The 26,427-nt window shown below is 70.4% G+C and carries 25 protein-coding genes and 1 pseudogene; 12 read left to right on the top strand and 14 right to left on the bottom strand.

Annotation, left to right across the window (positions count from 1 at the left end):
- Positions 1-375: 375 nt before the first annotated feature.
- The 3 genes from ABT342_RS08395 to ABT342_RS08385 form a co-directional block, all read right to left on the bottom strand.
- Positions 376-918 carry a DoxX family membrane protein gene (locus ABT342_RS08395; RefSeq protein WP_351568859.1) on the bottom strand — a complete coding sequence of 181 codons (543 nt, stop codon included), beginning with the start codon at positions 916-918 and terminating at the stop codon, positions 376-378.
- Between the two features lie 328 nt (positions 919-1,246).
- Positions 1,247-1,900 carry a pyridoxamine 5'-phosphate oxidase family protein gene (locus ABT342_RS08390; protein WP_351568856.1) on the bottom strand — a complete coding sequence of 218 codons (654 nt, stop codon included), beginning with the start codon at positions 1,898-1,900 and terminating at the stop codon, positions 1,247-1,249.
- A 9-nt stretch (positions 1,901-1,909) separates the two neighbouring features.
- On the bottom strand, positions 1,910-2,446 hold the full coding sequence (locus ABT342_RS08385) for an HPP family protein (protein WP_502965486.1): 537 nt from the start codon (positions 2,444-2,446) through the stop codon (positions 1,910-1,912).
- 122 nt (positions 2,447-2,568) lie between these two features.
- On the opposite strand from ABT342_RS08385, the gene ABT342_RS08380 reads away from it, so the two are divergent.
- Positions 2,569-3,258, top strand: a complete 690-nt coding sequence (locus ABT342_RS08380) for a CGNR zinc finger domain-containing protein (RefSeq protein WP_351568853.1) — start codon at positions 2,569-2,571, stop codon at positions 3,256-3,258.
- Between the two features lie 60 nt (positions 3,259-3,318).
- Here the strand turns inward: ABT342_RS08380 and ABT342_RS08375 are convergent, their stop codons facing one another.
- Complete coding sequence (locus ABT342_RS08375) at positions 3,319-4,731, bottom strand: vanadium-dependent haloperoxidase (protein WP_351568850.1); 1,413 nt, start codon at positions 4,729-4,731, stop codon at positions 3,319-3,321.
- A 267-nt stretch (positions 4,732-4,998) separates the two neighbouring features.
- Positions 4,999-5,610, bottom strand: a complete 612-nt coding sequence (locus tag ABT342_RS08370; protein WP_351568847.1) for a CGNR zinc finger domain-containing protein — start codon at positions 5,608-5,610, stop codon at positions 4,999-5,001.
- A 255-nt stretch (positions 5,611-5,865) separates the two neighbouring features.
- Here ABT342_RS08370 and ABT342_RS08365 point away from each other — a divergent pair.
- The 7 genes and pseudogenes from ABT342_RS08365 to ABT342_RS08335 form a co-directional block, all read left to right on the top strand.
- Positions 5,866-6,072 (top strand): annotated as a pseudogene (locus ABT342_RS08365) (helix-turn-helix domain-containing protein); the annotation flags it as partial.
- A gap of 57 nt (positions 6,073-6,129) precedes the next feature.
- Positions 6,130-6,810 (top strand): substrate-binding domain-containing protein, encoded by a 681-nt coding sequence (locus tag ABT342_RS08360; RefSeq protein ID WP_351568910.1) that lies wholly within the window; start codon positions 6,130-6,132, stop codon positions 6,808-6,810.
- A 251-nt stretch (positions 6,811-7,061) separates the two neighbouring features.
- A complete protein-coding gene (locus ABT342_RS08355) occupies positions 7,062-7,478 on the top strand; it encodes a cupin domain-containing protein (RefSeq protein WP_351568844.1) in 417 nt (138 codons plus the stop codon).
- Positions 7,479-7,633: 155 nt separating this feature from the next.
- Complete coding sequence (locus ABT342_RS08350) at positions 7,634-8,149, top strand: cobalamin B12-binding domain-containing protein (RefSeq protein ID WP_502965485.1); 516 nt, start codon at positions 7,634-7,636, stop codon at positions 8,147-8,149.
- Positions 8,150-8,265: 116 nt separating this feature from the next.
- A complete protein-coding gene (locus tag ABT342_RS08345; RefSeq protein ID WP_502965492.1) occupies positions 8,266-9,585 on the top strand; it encodes a methylaspartate mutase in 1,320 nt (439 codons plus the stop codon).
- 201 nt (positions 9,586-9,786) lie between these two features.
- Positions 9,787-11,814, top strand: coding sequence for an FAD/NAD(P)-binding protein (locus tag ABT342_RS08340; protein ID WP_351568838.1), 2,028 nt, complete (start codon positions 9,787-9,789; stop codon positions 11,812-11,814).
- Entirely contained in the window at positions 11,811-13,508 is a 1,698-nt protein-coding gene (locus tag ABT342_RS08335) for an AMP-binding protein (RefSeq protein ID WP_351568835.1), read from the top strand. Before ABT342_RS08340 ends, ABT342_RS08335 begins: the two co-directional genes overlap by 4 nt.
- A 111-nt stretch (positions 13,509-13,619) precedes the next feature.
- Here the strand turns inward: ABT342_RS08335 and ABT342_RS08330 are convergent, their stop codons facing one another.
- The gene (locus ABT342_RS08330; protein WP_351568832.1) at positions 13,620-14,195 is read right to left on the bottom strand and encodes a CGNR zinc finger domain-containing protein; all 576 of its coding nucleotides are present in this window, start codon (positions 14,193-14,195) and stop codon (positions 13,620-13,622) included.
- 159 nt (positions 14,196-14,354) lie between these two features.
- Here ABT342_RS08330 and ABT342_RS08325 point away from each other — a divergent pair, with 159 nt between their 5' ends.
- Genes ABT342_RS08325 through ABT342_RS08310 form a run of 4 tightly spaced genes read left to right on the top strand, consistent with a single transcriptional unit; the run spans position 14,355 to position 17,294 of the window.
- Positions 14,355-14,810, top strand: coding sequence for a VOC family protein (locus ABT342_RS08325; protein ID WP_351568829.1), 456 nt, complete (start codon positions 14,355-14,357; stop codon positions 14,808-14,810).
- 46 nt (positions 14,811-14,856) lie between these two features.
- Entirely contained in the window at positions 14,857-15,783 is a 927-nt protein-coding gene (locus tag ABT342_RS08320; protein WP_351568826.1) for a pyridoxamine 5'-phosphate oxidase family protein, read from the top strand.
- A 57-nt stretch (positions 15,784-15,840) separates the two neighbouring features.
- On the top strand, positions 15,841-16,038 hold the full coding sequence (locus tag ABT342_RS08315; protein WP_351568823.1) for a ferredoxin: 198 nt from the start codon (positions 15,841-15,843) through the stop codon (positions 16,036-16,038).
- Complete coding sequence (locus ABT342_RS08310; protein WP_351568820.1) at positions 16,035-17,294, top strand: NAD(P)/FAD-dependent oxidoreductase; 1,260 nt, start codon at positions 16,035-16,037, stop codon at positions 17,292-17,294. Before ABT342_RS08315 ends, ABT342_RS08310 begins: the two co-directional genes overlap by 4 nt.
- A 163-nt stretch (positions 17,295-17,457) precedes the next feature.
- Here ABT342_RS08310 and pssA read toward each other — a convergent pair whose 3' ends face one another.
- From pssA to ABT342_RS08270, 8 genes are all read right to left on the bottom strand, one after another.
- Positions 17,458-18,321 (bottom strand): CDP-diacylglycerol--serine O-phosphatidyltransferase, encoded by an 864-nt coding sequence (gene pssA / locus ABT342_RS08305; protein ID WP_351568817.1) that lies wholly within the window; start codon positions 18,319-18,321, stop codon positions 17,458-17,460.
- Positions 18,308-18,955, bottom strand: a complete 648-nt coding sequence (locus ABT342_RS08300; protein WP_351568814.1) for a phosphatidylserine decarboxylase — start codon at positions 18,953-18,955, stop codon at positions 18,308-18,310. The genes pssA and ABT342_RS08300 overlap by 14 nt, the downstream gene beginning before the upstream one ends.
- A gap of 170 nt (positions 18,956-19,125) precedes the next feature.
- Positions 19,126-20,331: an acyl-CoA dehydrogenase family protein gene (locus ABT342_RS08295; protein ID WP_351568811.1), complete on the bottom strand. Its 1,206-nt coding sequence runs from the start codon at positions 20,329-20,331 to the stop codon at positions 19,126-19,128.
- A gap of 2 nt (positions 20,332-20,333) precedes the next feature.
- Positions 20,334-20,846 carry a MaoC family dehydratase gene (locus ABT342_RS08290; protein WP_226727006.1) on the bottom strand — a complete coding sequence of 171 codons (513 nt, stop codon included), beginning with the start codon at positions 20,844-20,846 and terminating at the stop codon, positions 20,334-20,336.
- Between the two features lie 5 nt (positions 20,847-20,851).
- Positions 20,852-21,817 (bottom strand): HpcH/HpaI aldolase/citrate lyase family protein, encoded by a 966-nt coding sequence (locus ABT342_RS08285; RefSeq protein WP_351568807.1) that lies wholly within the window; start codon positions 21,815-21,817, stop codon positions 20,852-20,854.
- Positions 21,814-23,841, bottom strand: a complete 2,028-nt coding sequence (locus ABT342_RS08280; RefSeq protein WP_351568804.1) for an ethylmalonyl-CoA mutase — start codon at positions 23,839-23,841, stop codon at positions 21,814-21,816. The genes ABT342_RS08285 and ABT342_RS08280 overlap by 4 nt, the downstream gene beginning before the upstream one ends.
- A 10-nt stretch (positions 23,842-23,851) precedes the next feature.
- On the bottom strand, positions 23,852-25,189 hold the full coding sequence (ccrA, locus tag ABT342_RS08275; RefSeq protein ID WP_351568801.1) for a crotonyl-CoA carboxylase/reductase: 1,338 nt from the start codon (positions 25,187-25,189) through the stop codon (positions 23,852-23,854).
- Positions 25,190-25,570: 381 nt separating this feature from the next.
- Entirely contained in the window at positions 25,571-26,377 is an 807-nt protein-coding gene (locus tag ABT342_RS08270) for a TetR family transcriptional regulator (protein ID WP_351568798.1), read from the bottom strand.
- Between the last annotated feature and the right edge of the window lie 50 nt (positions 26,378-26,427).

Here is a 26,427-nt window from a genome sequence, read left to right as displayed (position 1 = left end):
TACCCCCGAGCCAACTGCACACCCGCCACATACAACTCACCCGCAACACCCACCGGCACCGGCCGAAGAGACTCCGGGCGGGCCCGCGGCCGTTCGCGGGATCGGGGAAGGATCCCGCGCAGGCGCCCGGGTGGCCCGGCTGGTCAGGCCGTGCCGGGCCGGTCCGATCGACCGGCCCCGGGCATCCTGTGGATCGTGTCGGGCGCGAAGTCCGCACGAGGGAAGAGACAGGACCTCAGCGGGCTCGGCGACGTCCGGTGCGATTCGGCAGCGCTCCGAAGGGGCGCGGGGCTGTATCGATGTGCGGCTCCGTCGCGTGGGCGCGACCAGCCACGACGCACCCGCGGGTATCGCACCGGACTTCCAGCGGAGCGTTCAGCGCACGCCGGCGCCCGCCTTCTCCCGCTGCTCCTCCGCGCGCTCGTGGACCGTCGGCCGTTCGGCGCCGCCCCGTACCGCAGCCGTGGCGACCGAGAGGCATGCCGCCACCAGCACCAGGTTCTTGATGATGTACTGCCCCTCCATCGAGGGGACGAAGGGGTGCTGCCACACCTCGCCAGGCAGGATCGCCAGGGTGGCGAAGACTCCCGCCATGTGCACGAAGAAGACCGCGAGCGTCAGCGGCAGCAGCCGTCCGGTGATCAGGCCGACCCCGATCAGGACCTCCATGGCGGCCAGCAGAGGCTGGGACACGCTCGGCGGCACCATGTGGAACGTCATCACGCTCATCGCGTGGGTGGCGATGTCCTGGGCCGGGCTCAGGCCGGGGATGAGCTTCAGCACGCCGAACCAGAGGTACAGCACGCCCACGCTGACCCGCAGCGCTGCGGTCTCCCGGCGGCGGTAGCCGGCGGAGAAGGAGGACAGCCAGCGGCGGCGGTGCCGGAGCGGGCGCGGGGGTCGGAGGGTGCGTCTCATGGGGTTCCTCGGTCAAGGAGCGGGGCAGCGAGCTGCCGGGGTGCCAGGGCCTGTCTTCTGGATCAGGCCGGATCAGCGAGTGGGGTCGGATGTGCGTGTGCCAGGGCACGCGAGCCCGGCCGGATCCGAAAGACAGGCCCTGGGGAAGGAGTCCCCGCCGGCGGCGCGGTGGCGGCGGCACGGCGTCCCGGGACACGCGTACGGCAGCGGACGGCCGGCCCGGACGGCGGTCCGCTGCGGTACGCGGTGACGGCGGGCGGCGATGCGCTCGGCCCGCTGGTGTGTGTCCGGCCCGTCGGGTGGTCAGCCCCGTCGGACCGTCGTGCGCTCAGGCAGGTGCCTGCTCGGCCGTCGTACGCCCGGCCTGCGCGCGCTCGGCCTTGAGCTGCGCGTTCTCACGTTCGAGCTGGGCCATCCGCTGCCGCAGCGGGCCGAGCGCGTCCTCCAGCTCGGCCGCGGTGTAGCGCGGCTCGATGTGCTGGGGGCAGTTCCAGTCGTACGCCTCGACGTCGATGAGGATGATCCGCTCGACGGTCGCCCGGTACTCGCCGGGCACCAGGTCACCCGCGCCTTCGGGCCATTCGCCGGGCCCCACGGCGCGGGCTCTGCCGAGGATCTTCAGTCGGCTTCTGGACGGGTAGTCCATGAGGAACAGCGACACCCGGTTGTCGGAGTCGAGGTTCCCGGTCGTGATGTACTGCTTGTTCCCCCGGTAGTCGGCGAAGGCCAGCGTCCGGTCGTCGAGGGCCCGCAGGAATCCTTCGGGGCCGCCCCGGTGCTGGACGTAGGGCCAGCCCGTGGAGCCCGTGCTGGCCAGGTAGAAGCTGGTCCTGGTCGCGGCGAACTCGGCCTCGGCGGCGGTGAGCCGGTCCGCGTCCGGAGGTCCCGCGGTCATGTGCGCGTAACTGGCGCGGCTGCCGCCCAGCGCCTGGTGCCGCTGGACCGGTTCGGTGAAGAGCAGTTGCCCGTATCGGCTGGTCATCGGGGTCTCCTACCACCAGTAGGTGGGGTAGCGAGGCGTCTTTCCGCTGCGTCCCGCCAGGATGCCGACGGCGACGATGACGATCGTGGCCAGCAGCAGAAGCAGCAGGAACGTCGCGGTCGCGGGTTCGGTGAGCACCACGATGACCGAGGTCGCGGCGGCGGGGGAGTGCGGTGTGCGGGCCAGCGCCATCGCGCCGATGGCGAGTCCGCCGGCCACCGCCGCCGTCCACACGGAGCTGCCGCCCACCGCCAGGGCGAGGAAACCGACGACGGCGGAGATGAGCTGGCCGCCGATGACGCTGCGGGGCTGGGCCAGCGGGAGCGCCGGGGCGGCGAAGACGAGCGCCGCGCTGGCGGCGAGCGGCGGGATGAGCACCGCCTGGTCGAGCACCTTGCCGATGCCGACCAGGAGGACCAGCGCCGTCACCCCGCCCAGGGTGGCGATCGCGATGGCGGCGGTCGCCGCGCGGGCCGGGGCCTTGCCTGCAAGAGCGGTGGCGAATCGTCGTGAGGAGGTGAGCTCGGTCACCTGGGTGTCGGACACAGATGTGTTCCTTCCGCAGAGTCTGCGCTGAACCAATGCTGAACTTTTGAGCTAATGCGGAATCATAGTTTCATGCATTAGTTGCGTGCAGGTTGCTCGGGTACGGCAGGCAGGATGGGGTGATGGGCGACAGGACGAACCAGGAGTGCGGCGTGCGGGCGGTGGATCAGCTTCCGCTGTCCGGCGAGCCATTGCCGCTGGACCTGGTGAACACGACATACATCAAGGGCGGGGTGCGCGGTCACCTGGTGGACGCGCTCACCTGCCCCGAGGAGCTCGACCAGTGGCTCCAGGCGCACCGGGAGCGGTTCAGCCCGGCCCTGGCCTCCGCCCTCGGGCCGGCGGGGCCCGCGGGCGCGGCCCACCTCGAAGCGTCGCTCGTGCTCCGTCACGCGCTGCGCGAACTGGCCGCCGCCCGGACCTCCGGCCGGGCCCCGGAGCCGGTGCACGGTGCGGTGGTCAACGCGACGGCCAGGCTCGCCGCGCAGTGGTGGGAGCTGTCTCCCGGGGCGTCGTTCGAAGCGGTCCCCAGATGGCTGGAGTCCGATCCGCTGCGGGCGGCGCTCGGGGAGATCGCGGCGGCGGCGGTCGGCCTGTTCGCCGGTGAGCAGGGCGACCGGATCCGGGCGTGCGCCGCGCCGGGCTGCATCCTCTACTTCGTCAAGAGCCATGCCCGCCGCGAATGGTGTACGGCGGGCTGCGGAAACCGGGTACGGGTGGCCCGGCACAGCCGCCGTGTGCGCGGCGACGGCGCCGCGGACACCGACACCGGCACCGGCACCCGTGCGGGCGCCGGCACCTGCACCGACTGACCGGCCGGCCGCCTCCCCGAGGGGCTGCGGCCGGCCTGCCCGACGGCTCGGCCGCGCGGGCTAGTTCAGGATGCTCTTGTACACCTGGTCGGAGACCTGGGTGCCGAGGTCGAGAGCCGCGGCGTTGTCCCACTCGAAGTGGACGCCGATGTACTTACGGCTGTCGGCCTTCTCCTGGGCCGCCCCGCTCAGGGTCGTGAACGAGCGCGTGACGCCCTTGGCCAGCGGGTCGTCGGTGCCGGCGGTGAAGGAGATGTTGTCGGTGCCGAAGTAGCTGCGCACGATGCCGGCCCAGGCGCCGGCGACACCGGAGTGGCCCGAGACGTACGTCGGGAAGTTCGGGGAGAAGCTGTTGCCCGCGAGGTCCTGCTCCTGCGGCTCCCACGTCGGGTCGGCGACCAGGTCGGGGTTGGGCACCTCGCCGGCGCGGCGGATGGCGTCCGTGGGCCGCCAGACGTCCCAGTCGCTTTCGAACTTGGAGTCCCAGATCGCGATCGCCGCGTCGGCGAGCGCCACCGAGGTCAGGCCGAAGAGCTTGGCGCTCTCGAAGGAGCTGCCGTTCGGCCGGTACTTCTTGAAGATCACGATGGTGTGGTCGTACTGCTGGCCGACCGGCTTGTACGTGCCGTCCAGGTCGTTGGCCCAGTAGTGGGCGATCTCCGTCTGGTCGGCGGTCCGCTCGGTGGAGTTCTTCCGGCCGATCCGCTTGATCTCGTTGACCTGGGCTGCGTACTCGGGGCTCTTCAGCAGCTCCTCGGGCGAGGAGAAGCCACCGATGTTGCCCGGGCGGAACTGGTCGCCGGAGGCCAGCGCGAAGGGCTTGACCTTGCCCCAGTTGGGCGCGCCGGCCGGCCGGCCGGGGGCGGGCGCCCAGTAGCCGGGACCCTCGGTCGCCACGTACGGGGTGGTGTCGCCGGAGTTGTCGTAGGCGCGGTTGGCGACGAGCGCGTTGCCGGTCTTGATGCCGAGCTTCTTGCCCTTGTCGCGCTGCGCCGCGTTCCCGCTGTCGGGCATCGCGAGCGCCGCCTTGAGCTTGGCGTCCAGGTCGGTGCGCGGGTAGTTGGGGAAGGCGTTCTTCAGCGTGGTGTACGCCGCGTAGTCGATCGCCGTGTTGAGCGAGCCGTAGGAACCGGCGGCGGTCGTGTCCTTGGTCAGGTACGGCTTGCCGATGGTGCGGATGGAGTTGACCGCGTCGTAGATGGCGAGGTCCATCATCGCGCCGCCACGGGTCAGCGGCCCGGGGGTGCCGCCGGCGTGGCGGAAGATGTCCAGGATCGCGTTGTTCCAGTACAGGACGTGGTCGTTCGAGCCGCGCGAGGTCGAGGGGATGGACGCCGCCTCCTCGGCCGTGGTGCCCGTCTCGTCGACGGCGTGGGCCTGGGCGGGCGCGAGGGTGGCGATTCCCGCGATGGCCGCGATCGTGGCGACTGCGGTCTTCAGGGCGGTCCTGCCCTGACGTGCGGTGCGGAGCATGAAGTGATCCCTGTCTGTCGGCACCTGGCGCGTCTCAGGACGAGAGGCTTCCAGGGCGGTGCTTTCTCGCCTTGGAAGCTATGGCTTCGCCGCACGCGGTCACCGGGGTGTTTCTGGATGACAGTCATCGGGAAGTCCGATGGGCTCCACAGGGCCGTCTTCAATTTATTGAATGGCCATGTGTTCCTAACGGGATATTCACGTTCCAGGCGTGAGGCAGGGGGAGGGGTGCCCGGCGGGTGCGAGGGCCGGCGGGGCGGACGCACCTCAGGCGGTGCGGTGGTGGCGGGCGTAGTGCCGCGCGGCTCTGGCCCGGTTGCCGCAGCCGGTGGAACACCACTCCCGTCGTGACCGTGCGTGGTCGAAGAAGAAGACACACCCGGGTGCCGGACACGCTCTCGGCTCCAGGCCGGAGGTCCCGTCCAGGACGCGGATCAGGGCGTGGGCGATCTCGGCCTGGACGGCGAGGACGGGCGGGGTGATGCTCACCTCGACCGACGACGGCGTCCCGTCCGCCTCCCAGCGCAGCAGCGGCCACGGGCGGCCCATGCTCGATGCCCGGTTGATCTGGGCCACGTCCCAGCCGTCGGGCTCGCGCTCGTGCACATAGGCGCTGACCAGCCGGTGCGCCGCGTCCCGGAGCAGGATGAAGCAGTGTGTGTCGGTGGGGGTGATCCCGTTGAGCGCGTCGTCCGGAAGGTCGGTGGCCAGGCGGCCGCGACAGGAACGCAGCCACCAGATGAGGTGCTCCGGTGTGCGCAGCCCGTCACGGAGCGTGCCCCGCACCGGAAACACGGTGTTGACGAACTCGAGCGGTAGCGGCTCGCCGTTCAGGGGAGGAACATCCGCAGGTGCCGTAACTGGGGCATGGAGGAACATGCCACTCCTTAAGGGGTCAAATCGGGACGGGGCTTGTCGCGGGCGCACGGGTCGTGGCAGGATCAAAAACCTAACGCAACATAATTCGGTAGACCGTTAGTCCGTTAGGCTGATGAGAGTGTCCCGGAGAGGCGGCCCGTGGGGAAGGGGTCGTGCACAGCCGGGAGACAGCCGATCCCAGGATGTCGGTCGCACGGCTCCCCAGAGGTCCTGCGGCCCATATCCCCGAGGATCGGTTTCGTAGTGCCGTGATTCGTGTTACTTGGGGGGAAGTACGTGACGTTAGACCTTGCGCTCTATCAACTGAGAACCTTTCGGGAGGTCGCCCGCCTGGGTAGTTTCACCAAGGCGGCACGCAGTCTTGGTTACGCCCAGTCGAGCGTGACGTCGCATATTCGCTCGCTGGAGTCTCGCGTCGGTATGCAGTTGGTCCAGCGGTTGCCGCACGGTGTTCGCCTCACGGCGTCGGGCGAGATCTTTCATCAATACGCGAAGCGTATATTCCATGTGGTCGACGAAATGGCCAGTGCGCTCAATCCGTCGGGCGAGATGGAAGGGCGCGCGGCGGTCGGCGCCTCCGCGCTCCTGCTGGAGACCCGCGTCGGTTCGCTGATACGCGACTGCCGCTACCGGTACCCCCGGGTGCAGGTCTCCCCGCGCCAGCTGACGATCAGCAACGCGCGTGAGGCGGTCCGCGGCGGCGAGGTGGATCTGGCCCTCGTGCACGGCGACTTCAGTGGATCCGAGCCGGTCCCGGCCGGAATCGTGGTCGAGGAACTGCCGCCGCTCGAAGTAGTGCCGGTCGGTTCGGCGGCCCTGGTCGAGTCCGCCGACCCGGCGGCCGCACTCGCCTCGGTCCGGGTGCTCGCGGTCGACCCCGACTGTGCGTCGCACCAGGTTCTGGTCACCGCCCTGCGTGAGCTGTACGGCATCGACGCGCAGGTCATCGAGGCCGGATCCATGGGCGGCGCGCGGGAGCTCGCCCGGGCCGGCTACGGCATCGCGATGCTCCCCGCCGAATCGGTGCGGCCCGCCGACGGGGGCAGCGGCCTCGCCGTGCTGCCGGGCCTGCCACGGGTCCGTCTCGACGTACGCGCCCTCTGGGTCGGCCGGGAGTCCGCGATGTCGGCGGTCTCGGCGGTCTGTGACGTGGCGACCCGCATCGGCAAGGAAAGGGAAAGGGTTCCCCAAATGGCGTGAGTTTCGTCACCCGGCCTTCATCGGGCCTTTATCTGAAATACGGGCGTTGACCATCGCCCAAGGCGGGCGGACCGAGCAGCGGATTATTCGCTGTCCGGTCCGCCCGCCTTCTTTTATTTGCCCTCCGCTGTCGCCGGAACACCCCCATCGGAAAACGTGATACCGCCCATCGAGGGTTTCGTGGAACGGTTCGGTTTGGGCCCGCATAACCTTTTCCAGGTATGTGGATAATTTCCCGGAGAGGTAAATAAGTGTCCGACATCGCTTACATCCCGAACGCGTTCCGCAGTGGTTTCGAACTCGACAATCTCGACTGGGTCACCTGGTCGGAGCCGGGCCGGGTCGGAGTCGAGCACCACGTCCTGTGGGCGCCGGACGAGTCGAAGGGCGAGGACTCGGTCGGCCTGCTGCTGCGCTTCCCCGCCGGCGCGCACGGTGACTTCCACGAGCACCTCGGCTACGAGCTGATGCTGGTGCTGGACGGCGTCCTGGACCACAGCGACGGGATCTCGTACGTGAAGGGCGACCTGGTCGTCGAGGGCCCGGGGACCGAGCACCAGATGTCCAGCCGTACGGGCTGCACCGTGCTGGCGATCCGCACCCGCCCCGCCGCCGCCCGCACTCCGCAGAAGGAGCTCCGCCCCGTAGGCATCACGGCCGCTCCCTGACCGGTCCGGGGCAGGGCGGCCCCACGCCCTGACCGGCCGCCCTGCCCCGGTCCTCCCTCCCCGGGCCGTGTCCTCAGAGCCCCGAGCCTTCGCGTTGCCGCAGTCACCGCGCGTCCGCCCGCGCACCCGCACCCGCCGACCGAAAGAGCCCTGCCTTGTCTTCGTACTCCGTCCAGCCCCTCCCCACGCGCCCGCCGCAGGAGCTGGAGCCGAACACCGAGAACTCCGCCGTGCGACGTGGCCGCCGGGTGCTCGTCTCCAGCGTCTCCTCCGACTCCCACACCTGGAACCTCGTCTTCCTGCAGCTCCTGCTGGAGGAGATGGGCCATGAGGTGACCAACATCGGATCCTGCGTGCCCGACGAGCTGCTGATCGAGGAGTGCCGGCGGATCAGGCCGGACCTCGTCGTCATCAGCAGCGTCAACGGGCACGGGGCGCTCGACGGGGCCCGCGCGGTCCGCCGCCTGCGGGGCGAGTCGGACCTGCGGGACCTGCGCGTCGTCATCGGCGGCAAGCTGGGTGTGCGCGGCGCCGAAGCCGGCACCTACGGCCCGGAGTTGGTGGCCGCCGGATTCGACGCCGTCTTCGAGGACGCGGCGGGAGTCGCGGAGTTCCGCCGCTACCTCGCCCTGCAGTCCACCCCCGAGCTCGCCGCGTCGGGTGCGCGGTGACCGCCACGATCCCGGGGCCCGCCGGCCACGACGCGCGGCCCGCGTCGCCGTCGGCCGCGTCGCCGTCCGTCGCATCGCTGTCCACAGCGACGCCGCCCACCGTGTCGCCGCCCACCGTGTCGCCGTCCGTCGCATCGCACCCGACACCGTCGCCCGCCGTCGAACTCGGCTCGTTCGCCGCGGCGGTCGCCGCCGCGGGCCGGGCCGGGGAACTGGTCGTACAGCCCCGGATGGGCTTCGCCGACATCCCGCGCATGCGCGACGGCCTGCACCGGGTGAAGCAGGCACGCGCCCGCACCGTCGGCACCCTCACGATCGACAGCTACACCCGCGTCGGCGACAACGACTCCGCCCGGCTCGCGCTCGCCGACGGCACCGACCTCAACGGCTACCCCATCGTCGCCCACGGCGCCGACACCACCCGCGACCTCGTCGCCGGGCTCACCGGCGACGGATTCGCCGTCCAGGTACGCCACGGCTCCGCCAACCCGCTCGGCATCATCCGCGCCCTGCTGGACGCCGGACTCGACGCCACCGAGGGCGGGCCCGTCTCCTACTGCCTCCCGTACAGCCGGACCCCCATCCGGGAATCCGTCGACGCCTGGGCGCGCAGCTGCGAGCTGCTGGCCTCCCGCCCCGGCAGCCATCTGGAGAGCTTCGGCGGCTGCATGCTCGGCCAGCTCTGCCCGCCGAGTCTGCTCGTGGCGCTCTCCGTGCTGGAAGGGATCTTCTTCCGGCAGCACGGGCTGCGCAGCGTCTCGCTGAGCTACGCCCAGCAGACGCACCACGACCAGGACGTCGAGGCCCTGCTGGCGCTCCGTACGCTCGCGGGCGAGCACCTGGCCGGACTCGACTGGCACGTCGTCCTCTACACCTACATGGGCGTCTTCCCGCGGACGACCGGGGGAGCGCTCGGGCTGCTGCGCGACAGCGCCCGGCTGGCCGCGCTCACCGGCACCGAGCGCATGATCGTCAAGACGCCGGCCGAGGCGCACCGGATCCCCACCATCGAGGACAACATCCACGCACTGGAGGAGGCCGCGCTGGCCGCCGCGGCGCACCGGGGACGGACCCCCGCCACGGGCGACGAGTTCGGTGTCCTGGCCGAGGCGCGGACGCTGGTCGAGGCGGTGCTGGAGCTCCACCCGGACGTGGGCCGCGCGCTGACGGTGGCGTTCGAACGGGGCATTCTCGACGTTCCGTACTGCCTGCACGCCGACAACGCCCAGCGCTCACGCAGCTATATCGACGCCCGCGGCAGCCTCCAGTGGCACACCACCGGCTCCATGCCCATCCCCGCACTGCCCGCGCCCGGCCGCGACCGGCTCCGCGCCGACGATCTGCTCGGCATGCTCTCGCACACCCAGGAGGCGTTCGACAGAGCCGCCCTGGACCAGGGCAGCGAGAGCGGCGACCGCGCCGCGCTGTCCGGCTGACCACCGACCGCGCAGCCCGTACCGGCTGACCACCGACCGCGCCGCGCTGTCCGGCCGACCACCGATCGCGCAGCCCGTACCGGCTGACCACCGACCGCGCAGCCCTGTCCGGCTGCCACTGCGCACCGGCCTGTCGGGTCGTGCGCACGCCCACCCTGGGCCTCCTTCCCGCGCGTTCCTCCTCACCACCTAGGAAGTTCTGTGTCCGGCTCTTCATCCGATACGCGCCCACTCGTCCTCGCCATCATCGGCAGCGGCCCCCGGGGCATCTCCGTTCTCGAACGGCTCGCCGTCCGCGCGACGGCCGAGGCCGAGGAGGCGGCCGGCGGCGGAGCCACGCCCCGCCCGGTGCGCGTCCACCTCATCGACGCCACCGAGGTCGGGGCCGGCCGGGTGTGGCGTACCGACCAGGACGACTGGTTCACCATGAACACGGTCATCAGTCAGGTGACCATGTACTCCGGCGACCCGGACGGCGGTCCCGCCCGCCCCGGCGCCGGTCCCTCGCTCGGCCAGTGGATCGAGCACCGGGCCGCCGAGTTCGGCGAGGAGCCGCTCGGCCCGGACGACTACGCGCCGCGCGTCCGCTACGGCCACTATCTCGTCGACGTCTACCGGACGATCGCCGACAGCCTGCCGGCGCACGTCCGGCTCGTCCCCGTCACCGGCCGGGTCACCGCCCTGCGGACCGGCACGGACAGCGGCTATCTGCTCAGCCTCGACGGCTCCCCGCACCTGCTGGAGGCCGATCGCGTCGTCATCGCCACCGGCCACCCCTTCAACGCCCCGGACGGCTTCGAGCGCGACATGCTCGACTTCACCGCCCGTGTGCCCGGCACCCGTTATCTGTGCGGCGACTCGGCGGCCGACATGCCGCTGGACGAGGACGCGATCCCGGCCGGCACGGCGGTGGGCATCCGCGGCCTCGGCCTCTCCTTCTACGACGTGATGCTCTCGCTGACCGTCGGCCGCGGAGGCGAGTTCCACCACGGCGAGGGCGGCACGCTCGTCTACCGGCCCAGCGGCCGGGAGCCGCGCATCGTCGCCGGTTCCCGCAGCGGCCTGCCGATCCCGGCGCGCGGCCGCAACCAGAAGGAGCCGAACTTCAGCCACAAGGCCCTCTTCCTCACCCACGACGCGCTCCTGGCCGCCCGCGCCGCCCGCCGCGCGGCATCCGGCAGCGACCAGCTGGACTTCGCCGAGGACGTCCTCCCCCTGCTCCTCCACGAGGTGGAGCACATCTACTACGTCACCCACGTCCGGATCTCCCAGGGGCAGGCGGCCGCCGACACCTTCGCCGACGTCCACGCCGCCGCGCTGCGCTCCGGAGCGGACCGGGGCCCGCTGCTGGCGGAGGCCGGGCTGGCGAACGTACCGCCCGTCGATCTCGACGCTCTCGCCCGGCCGTTCGGCGAGGCGCGGTTCGACTCTCCCGAGCAGTTCCGCGAGCGGCTGCTGAAGGTGATGGACGAGGACCTCGCTGCGGCCGCGCTCGGCACCCTGGACGGTCCGCTCAAGTCCGCGCTCGACGTGCTGCGCGACATCCGCAACGTGGTCCGCGAGGCGGTCGACTACGGCGGCCTGCTGCCGGACTCGCACACCGGCTTCTTCCACGGCCGCTTCCTGCCGGTCAACGCGCTGCTGTCGGCCGGGCCCCCGATGTCCCGGGTCGAGCAGCTGAGGGCGCTGATCACGCAGGGCGTGGTGGAGGTGGCCGGTCCCGGCACCCGGTTCGAGGCCGACGAGCGGGCGCGCGCCTTCCGGGTGAGCTCCCCGCAGGTGGCCGGATCCGGACGGCTCGTGCACACCCTCATAGACGCCCGCATCCCGACCCCGGACCTGAGCCGGGACACCTCGCCGCTGACCAGCAGGCTCGTCGAGGAGGGCATGGTCCGCGAGTACGTGATCGAGGGACCGGTCGGCAGCCGCCACGTCACCGGCGGTCTGGAGGTCACCCCCAGCCCGTTCCACGTGGTCGACGCGGAGGGCGAGCCGCAGCGCGATCTGTACGCGATCGGCATCCCGACCGAGCACACCCGCTGGTTCACCCAGGTCGGCAGCAGCCGCCCCGGGGTCAACACGCTCTTCTACCGGGACGCCGACGCCATCGCGGCGGACGCCCTGCGCCCGGTCGAGGCCACGGCGCGCCCGGTGCCGGAGCCGCTGATCATCCCGAGCCAGACGGGCGCCTCCGGTGTGGTCGTCGCCGGCCGGGGGGACGCGGCATGAGCGCCCTGTCCCCCACGGAGGAGTTCCTGGCGGCCCGGGACGTCCTGCTGCTCCACCGCACCGATCCGGCCAAGGCCGCCGCGGAGTTCCGCTGGCCCCGCGCGGCGGAGTTCAACTGGGCGCTGGACTGGTTCGACACCATCGCCGGTCGCCGGGACCGGACCGCTCTGCGGATCGTCGGCTCCGGCGGCCCCGACACCGACCGGCTCATCGGCTTCGGCGAGCTGGCCCGCAGGTCCGGCCAGGTCGCCAACTGGCTGCGCCACATCGGTGTGCGCCGTGGTGATCCGCTGCTGCTGATGCTCGGCAACCGCGAGGAGGTGTGGGAGACGATGCTCGCCGCCATCAAGCTCGGCGCGGTCGTGATCCCCACCTACACGACGGCGACCCCGGCGGAGCTGTCCGACCGGCTGCGGCGCGCGGACGTGCGGTACGTCGTCGCCGAGGCCGCGCTGGCCGACCGGTTCGCCGGGGCCCCGGGGGAGTGGACGGGCATCGGCGTCGGCGGCCGGGCCGAAGGCTGGCTGCCGTACGAGGAGGCCGCCCAGGCCCCCGTCGACTTCACGCCGGACGGACCCACGCGGGCGGACGACGCGCTGTTCCGCTACTTCACCTCGGGCACCACGTCGAAGCCCAAGATGGTGGAGCACACCCACGTCAGCTACCCCGTCGGGCATCTCTCGGGCATGTACTGGAACGGGGTCGTGCCGGGCGACGTGCACCTCAACATCTCGGCCCCCGGCTGGGCGAAGCACGCCTGGAGCTCGTTGTTCGTCCCCTGGAACGCGGAGGCGACCGTCGTCGCCCTCGACGCCGCGCGCAGCACTCCCGCGCAGGTGCTGGAGATTCTCCGCAGCCGGCGGGTGACGACGTTCTGCGCGCCCCCGACGGTCTGGCGGGGCATGGCGGCCGAGGGGCTCGGCCCGCGGCCGCCCGCCCTCAGGGAGGCCGTGGCGGCCGGCGAGCCGCTGGAGCCGTCGCTGATCGAACTGGTCGCCCGGGAATGGGGCGTCGACCTGCGGGACGGCTACGGGCAGACCGAGACCACCGGCCAGATCGGCAACCCGCCGGGACACACCCCCGTCCCCGGCGGCATGGGCGTCGCGCTGCCCGGCTACACGGTCGTCCTGCTCGACCCCGACACCGGCCGGGAGGTTCCGGACGGGCAGCCCGGAGAGATCTGCCTCGACCTGAGGGACCGTCCACTGGGGCTGATGCGGGGGTATGTCGGCGACGAGGCCCGTACGGCGAAGGCCTTCGCCGGCGGCTACTACCACACGGGTGATCTCGCCGTCCGCACACCGGAGGGCGGTCTGACCTACCTGTCCCGCGCCGACGACATGTTCAAGGCGTTCGACCACCGCATCTCGCCCCGTGAGCTGGAGGACGTGCTGCTGCGTCATCCACTGGTGGCCGACGCGGCGGTCGTGCCAGTGCCCGATCCGGTGGGTCTGTGGGCGCCGAAGGCCTATGTGGTCCGCTCGTCGGGGCGCCCCGACGACTCCGAGGCGCCCGGGGCGGCGCGGGCGATCCTGGAGCGGGTGCGGGCGGAGCTGCCGCCCGAGAAGTGGGTGCGGGTGGTGGAGTTCGTGGCGTCCCTGCCGCGCACGACGTCGGGCAAGGTGCGCCGGGCGGAGCTGAGGGAGCGTGCGCCGGGCGGCGCCGAGTACCGGATCGGCGCCGCGGAGGGCTGATTCCCCCCGGTGCGTCGCCGTACGACGAAGGGCCTGGGCCTCGGTTTCACGAGGCCTGGGCCCTTCGTCGTACCCGGCCGGTCTCGTACCCGGCCGGTCACGGTCCCGGAGTCAGGGCCGGCGGCCGCGTTCGTAGTGCCGCTGAGCCTTGGCGCGGTTGCCGCAGCCGGACATCGAGCACCAGCGCCGGGTGCCGTTCTTGGACACGTCGAAGAAGTGCAGCGGGCATTCGGGGTTCGCGCAGCAGCGGATGCGGCCGGGGCGGTCGGCGACGAGCCGAAGCCAGTTCTCGCACGCGGCCCAGGCGGGCAGCCAGAACGGGGCGTCCACCTCGACATCGGTGTCCGGCACGCCGTCGGGCCGCAGCAGCCGGCGGACCCGGCCGTGGGCCAGGACGGCGTTGAGGGCGGCCACCGCGTCACCCGGTGGCCGGGCCGGATCGGTGGCGACGGCGTCGAGCGCCGCGCGGGCCTGGCGGAGCCGCTCCAGCGTGGCCCGGTCGGCCGCCAGGGGGCGCTCGCCCAGGGCCCGGCGTACCGAGGTGCCGCTGAGCCACACCGTCAGTCCGCCGAGGGATTCCAGCAGGTCGTGATGGCAGTCCGCGTCGACCCAGCGGGTGTTGAGGAGATCGATGGAGAGGGGCTCGCCGGTGAGTGGCCGGGGATCGGCCTCGATGGAGGGCGGCACGGGGCAGGTCCTTCCTTCGCGGTGGGCGGTGCGACACCCAGACAACCATAACCGGTCATCTCTTGATCACCGGTTGACGAGGTGATGCCTAACCACTAATGTCATCTTCACTGGTTACGACATCCCATCGTGGCCCTTACCGAAAGCGTGTGATCGATCATGAGCAAGGCCCCCAACCTGCAGACGGGCCACGTCGGCCTGAACGTCACCGACCTGAGCCGCTCGCTCGACTTCTACCGCGAGGTCTTCGACTTCGAGGTGATCGCGGAGGGCAAGGAGGACGACCGCCGCTGGGCCTTCGTCGGCCGCGAGAACCGACTGATCCTCGCCCTGTGGCAGCAGAGCAACGGCGAGTTCGCCAAGGACAAGCCCGGTCTGCACCACCTGTCCTTCCAGGTGGACACCATCGAAGAGGTCAAGGCCCACGAAGAGGTCCTGCGCGGCCTGAACGTCGAGTTCAACTACGACGGCGTCGTCCCGCACGGCGAGAACGGCACCTCCGGCGGCATCTTCTTCACCGACCCCGACGGCATCCGCCTCGAGATCTACGCCCCGACCGGTGCCGACCCGGCCGCCGCGCCCACCCCGGGCGCGCCGACCTGCGGCTTCTTCTAAACCGGCGCACCAGTCGCACCGTTCGGACCGGAAAGGAATGCCTGCCGTGGCCAGCTATCACAGCGGTGAGATCGCCGTACAGGAGCGTGCTGAGCTCTCCGACGAGGCGAGCTTCTCCCTTGGAGCCATCGGGGAGACCGTCCCCGCCGTCGCGGCGGCATTCCTTGCCGAACAGCCGATGATCGTCGTCGGCGGCACGGACCGGGCAGGGCGGCTCTGGGCCACCCAGCTGACGGGAGAGCCGGGCTTCCTCCGGGCGCCCGACCCCCGCACCCTCAGCATCGACGCCCTCCCGCTCCCGGAGGACCCGCTGGCCGAGGTCCTCACCGGCGCCGGTGACCCCGCGCTCATCGGCATGATCGCCATCGAGCCCGCCACCCGGCGCCGTATGCGGATCAACGGCCGCGCCCACCGGGAGGGCGACGGCCTGCGCGTCGACCTCGACCAGGTCATCGCCAACTGCCCCAAATACCTGCAGAAGCGGGACTACCGCCTCCTCGCCCCGGCCGAGGAGGAGGCCGCGGCCCGCACCCGTAGCGCCGTCGACAGCACGGAGCTCAGCGCGGACCAACAGCGCCGGGTGCGCGCCGCGGACACCTTCTTCGTCGCCACCGCGTCCGACCGCGGCGACGCCGACGCCTCGCACCGCGGCGGCAACCCCGGCTTCGTCCAGGTGCTCTCGCCGACCCTGCTGCGCTGGCCCGACTACATCGGCAACGCGATGTTCCTGACGCTCGGCAATCTCGCGCTGAACCCGGCCGCGGGCATCGTGATCCCCGACTTCGAGACGGGCGCCACCCTCCATCTCACGGGCACCGCCCACACCGTCTGGGACGCCGACGAGATCGCCCGGGTCCCCGGCGCGCAGCGGCTGGTGGAGTTCTCCGTCGAAGCCGTACGGGACATCTCCGCCGCGTCGCCGCTGCGCTGGACGGCGCCCGGCTACTCCCGCTTCAACCCCCCGGTCGCCTGAACCACCTGACCGCTCGGTCTCAGCCCCAGTCGACCCCGACTCGCAACGGAGCAAGCCATGCAGATCACCGTGGACATGAATCTCTGCGAGAGCCACGGGCAGTGCGTCTTCGCGGCGCCCGAGATCTTCTCCTTCGACGACGAGGAGTATCTGGTGTACGACGCCGCCCCCGACGCCGCTCTGCGCGACAAGGCCGAGAAGGCCGCGGCCGTCTGCCCGGTGCGCGCCATCACCGTGAGCCCGGCCGCGGCGTGAACGGCACCGGAACCGGCCCCGAAACCGGCACCGCGACCGGCCCCCGTGAGCTGGTGATCGTCGGCGCCTCCCTCGCCGGGCTGCGGGCCGCCGAGACCCTGCGCTGCGAAGGGTTCACCGGCACCCTGACCATCGTGGGAGACGAGCCGCACCTGCCCTACGACCGGCCCCCGCTCTCCAAGCAGGTGCTGACGTCGCGGAACGACCAGCCCCCCGGCACCGAACTGCCGCTGCCGGACCGGCTGGACGCCCGCTGGCGGCTCGGCCTGCCGGCCGTCGGCCTCGACCCGCACGCGCGCACCGTCACCCTCGCGGACGGCGACCGCCTCGCTTACGACGGCCTGCTCATCGCCACCGGAGCCGCCGCGCGCGGCCTGCCGACGGGTGAGGTGATGCCGTCCGAGGGTGTGTTCACCCTCAGGAGCTGGGACGACACCCTCGCACTGCGCGACCGGCTCAACTCCAGGCGGCGGCTCGTCGTCATCGGTGCCGGATTCCTGGGCGGCGAGATCGCTGCCGCCGCCCGCGCCCGGGGGCTGGACGTCACACTCATCGAGGCCGGCGGCCAGCCGCTGGAGCGTGCCGTCGGAGCGGTGGCCGGTGCGTACGTCGCCGCGCTGCACCGCGAGGCGGGCATCGAGCTGCTGACCGGTACCACCGTCACGGAGTTCCACACCGACGCCGAGGGCCGCCTCAGCGGCCTCACGCTCTCCGACGGCTCGCGGCTGGACACCGACACGGTGGTCCTCGCCCTGGGCGCGGTCCCCGCGACCGGCTGGCTGGCGGGCTCGGGAATCGCCCTCGACAACGGTGTCCACTGCGACCGGTACCTGCGGGCCCTGCACCCGGACGGCTCGGTGGTGCCCGCGGTGGTCGCCGCCGGCGACATCGCCCGCGTGCCGCACCCGCTGGCAGGTGGTGAGCCGCTGGCCCTCGGCCACTGGACCAACGCCGTGGAGCAGGCCGCGACGGCTGCCCGGAACCTGCTGCGCCCGCAGCGGCCCGAGTGGTTTACCGGTGTTCCTTCCTTCTGGTCCGACCTGCACGGAGCGAAGATCCGCTCGGTGGGTCTGCCGTCCGCGGCGGACGAGGCCGAGGTCGTCGAGTACGACCTCCCCGGCCGCCGCCTGGAGATCGGCTACCGCAGGGCCGGCCGGCTCGTCGGAGCCCTCACGATCGGCCGGACCTCCCGGCTCGCGGCCTATCGTCTGGAACTCCAGGAACCGCTGGAGACCGCGCCGGAATATGCAAGCTGACCGGACCCGGCGAATGACTCGGCCCGTACCCCTTTTCGGGGTACGGGCCGTTGTTTTATATGGCCTGCCGTGAGTCGGAAATGCGCATGCGCGAGGTGCTGGAGGCATGACGAAAGGGGCCGCCGGGTGCGATGCACCCGGCGGCCCCTTTCGGAACGAGGATCTACGGAAGCTGGGCCGAGGCCCGCGCCTCGCGGCGGTTCCCGCGGAACGTGTTCACCCGCCGCGCCGTCGCGAACAGCGGAATCGTCGCCGCCAGCACGATCTGCAGCGCGCAGCCGGTCTGGAGCAGCAGCTGTCCGCCCGGCGCGTCGAACGCCCACGCGGCCAGCAGGCCCATCGCCGCCACGATCCAGCTGAGCATCGCCACCGCGAGGACACCCCGCGGCTTCGGGTACTCGACCCGGCTCACCATCAGCCAGGCCGTACCGATGATCGCCAGCAGCGTCGGGATGAACGGCAGCTCGAGCAGCACGATCGAGACGACCGTCAGCGCGCCGAAGGGGCTCGGCATGCCCTGGAACATGCCGTCCTTCATCGTCACGCACGAGAATCTGGCCAGCCGCAGCACGACGGCCAGCAGGACGACGATGGCGGCCACCGCCGACACCTTCTGGTGCGCGTCGTTCGCGACCACTCCGTACACGAGGACGAAGTACGCCGGTGCCAGGCCGAAGCTGATCAGGTCCGACAGGTTGTCCAGCTCCGCGCCCATCGGCGAGCTGCGCAGCTTGCGCGCCACGAGCCCGTCGCACAGGTCGAAGATCGCGGCGCAGAGCATGAGGATGACGGCGGTCGCGGCGGAGTGCCGCGCCATGCCGCTCTCGTCGCTGCCGACGATGTGCGGGATGAGGATTCCGGTGGTGGTGAAGTACACCGCCATGAATCCACACGTCGCGTTACCGAGAGTAAGCGTATCCGCTATCGACAGCCGCAGTGAGAGCGGCATCTCTTCGGCGTCGTCCGCGGACTCGGCGTCCGCCTCCGCGACCCAGCCCGCCTGGGTCTCGGGATCAATCACGGTCAATTCGAGTCACCCCCGCGGTCGTGGTCTGACCGACCTCGACTGCGACCTCGACACCCTCGGGCAGGTAGATGTCGACACGCGAGCCGAAGCGGATCAGGCCGATGCGCTCACCCTGCTCGACCTTCGTACCCTGCGGAATGTACGGAACGATGCGCCGGGCGACCGCGCCGGCGATCTGGACCATTTCGATGTCGCCGAGCTCGGTGTCGAAGTGCCAGACAACGCGCTCGTTGTTCTCGCTCTCCTTGTTGAACGCCGGAACGAAACCGCCGGGCACATGCTCGACGGACGTCACCGTGCCCGCGAGGGGCGCGCGGTTGACGTGGACGTTCAGCGGGCTCATGAAGATGGCGACGCGGGTCCGCCCGTCCTTCCACGGCATGATGCTCTGCACCACACCGTCGGCGGGGGAGATGACCCGGCCCTGGGCGATCTCGCGCTCGGGGTCGCGGAAGAACCACAGCATGCCCGCCGCGAGTGCGGTGGTGGGCACGGCGATGGCCGCGGCTCGCCTCGACCGGCGCGCACGCGCCAGGCTCAGCGCCGCGGTCGCGACGGTCGGCAGGAGCCACGGCGATGCTCCGCGCGCGAGGCGGACACGGCCGCGAGGTGCAGAGGTTTGGCTGTGGGGCATGGATGACCTTCGTAGCGGATGATGCCGCGCTGGCAACACGGGGACGGCGGCTTTCCGGCGATGCTATCGGTTGCGGACCGCAACTGGGCAAGCCGGAAGTCGAGTCGACGGCCGGAAGACGATGACTGGGTGTGATCTTCTTCGCGGCCGAACCGACTCAAAAGGGTTGTCTACCCCTGGAACCGGTACTCCTCGAGGAGTCGACGACCAATGATCATTTTCTGGATTTCGGCGGTACCTTCGCCGATCAGCAGCATCGGCGCCTCCCGGTAGAGGCGCTCGATCTCGTACTCCTTGGAGAAGCCGTAACCGCCGTGGATACGGAAGGCGTCCTCGACGACTTCCTTGCAGTATTCGGAGGCGAGGTACTTCGCCATCCCTGCCTCCAGGTCGTTTCGTTCCCCGGAGTCCTTTTTGCGTGCCGCGTTGACCATCATCGCATGGGCGGCCTCGACCTTGGTAGCCATCTCGGCGAGCTTGAACTGGATGGCCTGGTGCTGCGCGATCGGCTTTCCGAAAGTGTGACGTTGCTGGGCATAGGAGACGCCCAGTTCGAAGGCACGCTGAGCGACGCCGCAGCCACGCGCCGCCACGTTCACGCGACCGACTTCCACGCCGTCCATCATTTGGTAAAACCCTCGGCCGGTGGTGCCGCCGAGTACCCGATTGGCCGGAATGCGCAGTCCGTCCATGATGAGTTCCGTCGTGTCGACGCCCTTGTAACCCATCTTGTCGATCTTCCCGGGAATGGTGAGGCCGGGCCGGACCTCTCCGAAGCCGGGCTCCTTCTCGATCAGGAAGGTCGTCATCGACTTGTGCGGGGCGGTGCCCTCGGGGTGTCCCTCGTCACTTCGTACGAGAACGGCCACGAGCGTCGACGTTCCGCCGTTCGTCAGCCACATCTTCTGGCCGTTCAGGACGTACTCGTCGCCGTCCTTCACCGCCTTCGACGTGATCGCCGACACGTCCGAGCCGAGGCCGGGCTCGGACATGGAGAACGCGCCGCGCACCTCGCCGGCCGCCATCCGCGGCAGGAAGTACTCCTTCTGCTCCTGCGTGCCGTGCTGCTTGAGCATGTACGCGACGATGAAGTGCGTGTTGATGATGCCCGAGACGGACATCCACCCGCGGGCGATCTCCTCGACGCACAGCGCGTACGTGAGAAGGGACTCACCCAGACCCCCGTACTCCTCGGGGATCATCAGCCCGAAGAGGCCGAGCTCCTTCAGGCCGTCGACGATCTGCTGCGGGTACTCGTCGCGGTGCTCCAGCTCGGTGGCGACCGGAATGATCTCCTTGTCGACAAATTCCCTGACGGTGGCCAGGATCTCCTGCTGGATGTCGGTCAGACCGGCGGTCTGGGCGAGTCGGGCCATCGTTACTTCCCCTGTTCCTTCAGCTCGGGCCGGCCCGGCTGCTCGCCGCCGCGCTCCTTGATGTACGTCTCGGTGGGGACCATCACCTTGCGGCGGAACACGCACACGAGCGTGCCGTCCTGCTTGTAGCCCTTGGTCTCGACGTAGACGATCCCGCGGTCGCTCTTCGACTTCGACGGGGTCTTGTCGAGGACGGTCGTCTCGCCGTAGATCGTGTCGCCGTGGAAGGTCGGCGCCACGTGCCGCAGCGACTCGATCTCCAGGTTGGCGATGGCCTTGCCGGAGACGTCCGGCACGGACATGCCGAGCAGCAGCGAGTAGATGTAGTTCCCCACGACGACGTTCTTCCCGAAGTCCGTCGTCTTCTCCGCATAGTTGGTGTCCATGTGGAGGGGGTGGTGGTTCATGGTGAGCAGACAGAAGAGGTGGTCGTCGTACTCGGTGACCGTCTTCCCGGGCCAGTGCTTGTAGACGGCCCCGACCTCGAACTCCTCGTAAGTGCGTCCGAACTGCATGGTGCTCAGGCCTCCGGGGCTTCGAACTTCGACGTACGCTGCATGCCGGCCGCCCGGCCCTTGCCGGAGATGACCAGCGCCATCTTGCGGCTGGCCTCGTCGATCATCTCGTCGCCGAGCATCGCCGAGCCCTTCTTGCCACCCGCCTCGGACGTGTAGTACTCGTACGCGTCCAGGATCAGCTCGGCGTGGTCGAAGTCCTCCTGGGAGGGCGAGAAGACCTCGTTGGCCGCCTCGACCTGGCCCGGGTGCAGCACCCACTTGCCGTCGAAGCCGAGGGCGGCGGCGCGCTGGGCGACCGCCCTGTAGCCGTCGACGTTCTTGATCTGGAGGTAGGGGCCGTCGATCGCCTGGAGGTTGTTGGCGCGGGCGGCCATCAGGATCTTCATCAGGATGTAGTGGTAGGCGTCGGCCGGGTAGCCGGGCGGCTGCTCGCCGACGACCAGGGACTTCATGTTGATGGAGGCCATGAAGTCGGCCGGGCCGAAGATGATCGTCTCCACGCGCGGCGACGCCTGGGCGATCTCGTTGACGTTGTTGAGGCCCTGGGCGTTCTCGATCTGCGCCTCGATGCCGATCCTGCCGACCTCGAAGCCCATCGTCTTCTCGATCTGCGTCAGCAGCAGGTCGAGGGCGACCACCTGCTGGGCGTCCTGGACCTTCGGCAGCATGATGCAGTCGAGGTTCTGGCCCGCGCCCTCGACGACCGTGACGACGTCACGGTACGTCCACTCGGTGGTCCAGTCGTTGACGCGCACGACCCGGGTCTTGCCCGTCCAGTCGCCCTCGTTGAGGAACTTCACGATGGTGTGCCGGGCCTCGGGCTTGGCCAGCGGCGCGCAGGCGTCCTCCAGGTCCAGGAAGACCTGGTCGGCCGGCAGGCCCTGGGCCTTCTCCAGGAAGCGCGGGTTCGAACCGGGCACCGCGAGGCAGGAGCGTCGCGGACGCAGGCGGTTCACGGGGCTGGTCATGCGGGGACCTCCAGAGGGTCGAGCTTGTTCGCTTTCCGGATCTCGTCGACGATACGGCCGATGATCTCCGTGATACCGAAGTCCTTCGGGGTGAAGACGGCGGCCACGCCCGCGCGCTTCAGTTCGGCGGCGTCGGCGTTCGGGATGATCCCGCCGACGACCACCGGGATGTCGGGGGCGCCCGCCTCGCGGAGCCGGACCAGCACGTCCGGCACCAGCTGGGCGTGCGAGCCGGACAGGATCGACAGACCGACCGCGTGCACGTCCTCGGCCACGGCCGCGTCCACGATCTGCTCCGGCGTGAGCCGGATGCCCTGGTAGACCACCTCGAACCCGGCGTCGCGGGCCCGCACGGCGATCTGCTCGGCGCCGTTGGAGTGGCCGTCCAGACCCGGCTTGCCGACCAGGAAGCGCAGCTTGCCGACGCCCATGTCGCCGGCGGTGCGCTCCACCTTGCGGCGGACCTCACAGAGCGCGCTGCCCTCCTCGGCGGCCACGGCGACCGGCGCCGACGAGACCCCGGTGGGGGCCCGGTACTCGCCGAACACCTCGCGCAGCGCCCCCGCCCACTCGCCGGTGGTGACCCCGGCGCGGGCGCACTCCAGGGTCGCCTCCATGAGGTTGTCCGTCCCCTTCGCGGCCTCCTTGAGGCGCTCCAGGGCCTTGCACGGGCGCGGATGGTTGAACGGCGGCTGGTAGCGGGTGTCGCGCCACCGCTCCATCGCGCCCACCACCCGGGCCTCCACCGCCGAGTCCACCGTCATGATCGCGGTGTCGAGGTCCGCGGTGAGCGGGTTCTCCTCGGTCGTCGCGAAGATGTTGACGCCGACGATCTTCTCCTGGCCGTCCTCGATCCGGGCCCGCCGCTCGGCGTGCGAGGACACCAGCTGCGACTTGAGGTACCCGGACTCGACGGCGGCCATCGCGCCGCCCATCGCCTCGATCCGGTCCATCTCGGCGAGCGACTCCGCGACCAGGGCGTCCACCTTGGCCTCGATGACGTGCGAGCCCGCGAAGATGTCCTCGTACTCCAGCAGATCGCTCTCGTGCGCGAGGACCTGCTGGATGCGCAGCGACCACTGCTGGTCCCAGGGCCGGGGCAGCCCCAGGGCCTCGTTCCACGCCGGGAGCTGGACGGCACGGGCGCGGGCGTCCTTCGAGAGCGTCACGGCCAGCATTTCGAGGACGATCCGCTGGACGTTGTTCTCCGGCTGGGCCTCGGTCAGGCCGAGCGAGTTGACCTGGACGCCGTAGCGGAACCGGCGCTGCTTCGGGTCCTCGATGCCGTACCGCTCCCGCGTCACCTGGTCCCAGATGCGGCCGAAGGCGCGCATCTTGCACATCTCCTCGATGAAGCGGACGCCCGCGTTCACGAAGAACGAGATCCGGGCGACGACATCGCCCTTGCGCTCCTCGGGGACCTGCCCGGACGCGAACACCGCGTCGAGCACGGCGATCGCGGTGGACATCGCGTACGAGATCTCCTGGACGGGGGTGGCCCCGGCCTCCTGGAGGTGGTAGCTGCAGATGTTGATCGGGTTCCACTTGGGGATGTGGTTCACCGTGTAGGTGATCATGTCCGTCGTCAGGCGCAGCGACGGGCCGGGCGGGAAGACGTGCGTCCCGCGCGAGAGGTACTCCTTGACGATGTCGTTCTGCGTCGTCCCCTGGAGCTTGGTGATGTCGGCGCCCTGCTCCTCCGCGACCACCTGATAGAGCGCCAGCAGCCACATGGCGGTGGCGTTGATGGTCATCGAGGTGTTCATCTGCTCCAGCGGGATGTCCTGGAACAGCCGGCGCATGTCACCGAGGTGCGAGACCGGGACCCCGACCCGGCCGACCTCGCCGCGGGCGAGGATGTGGTCGGGGTCGTAGCCGGTCTGCGTCGGGAGGTCGAACGCGACCGACAGCCCGGTCTGGCCCTTGGCGAGGTTACGCCGGTACAGCTCGTTGGACGCCTCTGCCGTGGAGTGACCGGCGTACGTGCGCATGAGCCACGGCCGGTCCTTCTGACGCTCTGTCATGTGAGGAACCTCAGATGTTCCGGAAGCGGTTGATGGCGTCCAGGTGCTGGGCGCGCATCTCCTCGTCGTGCACGCCCATGCCCTCGCGGGGGGCGAGCGCGAGCACGCCGACCTTGCCCTGGTGCAGGTTGCGGTGCACGTCGTACGCGGCCTGGCCGGTCTCCTCCAGGGAGTAGACCTTCGACAGGGTCGGGTGGATCTTGCCCTTGGCTATCAGGCGGTTGGCCTCCCACGCCTCGCGGTAGTTCGCGAAGTGCGAGCCGATGATCCGCTTCAGCGACATCCACAGGTAGCGGTTGTCGTACTCGTGCATGTAGCCCGAGGTCGAGGCGCAGGTGGTGATGGTGCCGCCCTTGCGGGTGACGTAGACGCTCGCGCCGAAGGTCTCGCGGCCCGGGTGCTCGAAGACGATGTCGATGTCCTCGCCGCCGGTGAGCTCGCGGATGCGCTTGCCGAAGCGCTTCCACTCCTTCGGGTCCTGGGTGTGCTCGTCCTTCCAGAACTTGTAGCCCTCGGCGTTGCGGTCGATGACCGCCTCGGCGCCCATCGCGCGGCAGATGTCCGCCTTCTCCGGGCTGGAGACGACACAGATCGGGTTGGCGCCGCCGGCCAGCGCGAACTGGGTGGCGTAGGAACCGAGTCCGCCGCTCGCGCCCCAGATCAGCACGTTGTCGCCCTGCTTCATCCCGGCGCCGTTGCGGGAGACCAGCTGGCGGTACGCGGTGGAGTTGACCAGGCCCGGTGCCGCCGCCTCCTCCCAGCTCAGGTGCTTGGGCTTGGGCATCAGCTGGTTGGACTTGACCAGCGCGATCTCCGCCAGGCCGCCGAAGTTGGTCTCGAAGCCCCAGATGCGCTGCTCGGGGTCGAGCATCGTGTCGTTGTGGCCGTCCGAGCTCTCCAGTTCGACGGAGAGGCAGTGGGCGACGACCTCGTCACCGGGCTGCCAGGCGTTGACGCCCGGGCCGGTGCGCAGGACGACGCCCGCGAGGTCGGAGCCGATGACGTGGTACGGCAGGTCGTGGCGCTTGGTGAGCTCGGAGAGCCTTCCGTACCGCTCCAGGAAGCCGAAGGTCGAGAGCGGCTCGAAGATCGAGGTCCAGACGGAGTTGTAGTTGACCGAGCTGGCCATGACGGCCACGAGGGCCTCACCGGGGCCGAGTTCGGGGACCGGGACCTCGTCGAGGTGGAGGGACTTGCGGGGGTCCTTGTCGCGGGTGGCGAGGCCCGAGAACATCTCGGTCTCGTCCTTGTGCACGGTCACCGCACGGTACGACTCGGGGAGGGTCAGTGCGGCGAAGTCGGCGGTCGTCGAGTCCGGCGACTGGATCGCGTCCAGGATTTCCTTCACGGTGTTGCCTCCGGCGAAGAGCGGTCCCGAGGGAGGGATCGCTGAGGGGTACGTCGGTGCTGCTATGGAGGTGTGCCGTCGGTTCGGCGGGTGGTGCTGTGGCAGCGCTTGGTCGGCGCGGGAGGTTGCCTGTGACGCAGGCGTCCGGGCGCGCAGCCGATGGCTTGCGGGGACAGCCGGCGTACGAGAGTTCTCTGCACGCCGGCCGCCCGGACAAGACCAACGTATGACACCCGGTGCCAAGTGACAAGACACTGAGTGCCAACAATTTCTCTCAGATGTCATCTGCCCGTCACAGATGAGCGATGATCGATCGAATGCGGGAAAACAGAACGGCCGCCCCCGGGAAGGGGGCGGCCGTAGACCGTGTTGTCGGCGGGCTCAGCGCTTGCGGAGCGCCGCCTCGATGGTGCGCATGACCTCCGGCAGCGGCGCGTCCGTCCGTGCCACCGCCACCAGCACCTCACCGCCCGAGTGCACCGTGGCCGCCGGCCCGTGGTCGGGGATCGCGCGGCCCGCGCCGATGCCCGTGCCGAACGTGTCGCGGACGATCGCGAACGCGTGGTCCAGCTGGGCCTCCACGTCGCCCTGGCCCCCGGCCCGCAGCCAGCGGCGCAGGACGTGGTTGTGGGCGGTGACGACGGCGGACGCCGCCACCTCGGCGAGCAGCGGGTCGTCGTTGCCGTCGTGGTGGTCGCGCTCGTCGAAGTGGCCGAGGAGATAGCGGGTGAACAGCCGCTCGTAGCGCGCCACCGACGCGATCTCGCGCTCGCGGAGCGTCGGCACCTCACGGGTGAGGCGGTAGCGCTCCACCGAGACCGCGGGCGACGCCGCGTACATCTTCATGACTTCCTTGATGCCCCGGCACACCGTGTCGAGCGGATGCTCGTGCGCCGGGGCGGCGTTCAGCACGGCCTCGGCCCGCACCAGCGTGTCGTCGTGGTCGGGGAAGATCGCCTCTTCCTTGGAGCGGAAGTGCCGGAAGAAGGTCCGACGGGCGACCCCGGCCGCCGCCGCGATCTCATCGACGGTCGTCGCCTCGTAACCCTTGGTGGCGAACAGTTCCATGGCCGCTGCGGCGAGTTCTCGCCGCATCTTGAGCCGCTGAGCGGCGGCGCGACTGCCTGCGGCACTTTCCGGAGCGTCGGGAGAGGTCGTGGCACGGGGTGACTTGGCGGACTGGGACATGCCCTGAACGTACTGCATTTGTGCAGGAGAGCGCGCCTGTGGGGGTGGGC

Source organism: Streptomyces sp. NPDC000410 (assembly GCF_040300305.1).
Lineage (GTDB): Bacteria > Actinomycetota > Actinomycetes > Streptomycetales > Streptomycetaceae > Streptomyces.
The sequence above is the reverse complement of the archived record's forward strand: the minus strand, read 5'-3'. Positions and strand labels throughout refer to the sequence as shown.

Coding starts and splice junctions, on each gene's coding strand:
- ABT342_RS08375 (WP_351568850.1), bottom strand. CDS start 4,731: ATGCTCCGCACCGCACGTCAGGGCAGGACCGCCCTGAAGACCGCAGTC.
- ABT342_RS08285 (WP_351568807.1), bottom strand. CDS start 21,817: ATGACCAGCCCCGTGAACCGCCTGCGTCCGCGACGCTCCTGCCTCGCG.
- ABT342_RS08370 (WP_351568847.1), bottom strand. CDS start 5,610: ATGTTCCTCCATGCCCCAGTTACGGCACCTGCGGATGTTCCTCCCCTG.
- ABT342_RS08300 (WP_351568814.1), bottom strand. CDS start 18,955: ATGCCCCACAGCCAAACCTCTGCACCTCGCGGCCGTGTCCGCCTCGCG.
- ABT342_RS08360 (WP_351568910.1), top strand. CDS start 6,130: ATGGCCAGTGCGCTCAATCCGTCGGGCGAGATGGAAGGGCGCGCGGCG.
- ABT342_RS08315 (WP_351568823.1), top strand. CDS start 15,841: ATGCAGATCACCGTGGACATGAATCTCTGCGAGAGCCACGGGCAGTGC.
- ABT342_RS08335 (WP_351568835.1), top strand. CDS start 11,811: ATGAGCGCCCTGTCCCCCACGGAGGAGTTCCTGGCGGCCCGGGACGTC.
- ABT342_RS08290 (WP_226727006.1), bottom strand. CDS start 20,846: ATGCAGTTCGGACGCACTTACGAGGAGTTCGAGGTCGGGGCCGTCTAC.
- ABT342_RS08380 (WP_351568853.1), top strand. CDS start 2,569: ATGGGCGACAGGACGAACCAGGAGTGCGGCGTGCGGGCGGTGGATCAG.
- ABT342_RS08325 (WP_351568829.1), top strand. CDS start 14,355: ATGAGCAAGGCCCCCAACCTGCAGACGGGCCACGTCGGCCTGAACGTC.
- ABT342_RS08270 (WP_351568798.1), bottom strand. CDS start 26,377: ATGTCCCAGTCCGCCAAGTCACCCCGTGCCACGACCTCTCCCGACGCT.
- ABT342_RS08280 (WP_351568804.1), bottom strand. CDS start 23,841: ATGACAGAGCGTCAGAAGGACCGGCCGTGGCTCATGCGCACGTACGCC.
- ABT342_RS08395 (WP_351568859.1), bottom strand. CDS start 918: ATGAGACGCACCCTCCGACCCCCGCGCCCGCTCCGGCACCGCCGCCGC.
- ABT342_RS08390 (WP_351568856.1), bottom strand. CDS start 1,900: ATGACCAGCCGATACGGGCAACTGCTCTTCACCGAACCGGTCCAGCGG.
- ABT342_RS08295 (WP_351568811.1), bottom strand. CDS start 20,331: ATGGCCCGACTCGCCCAGACCGCCGGTCTGACCGACATCCAGCAGGAG.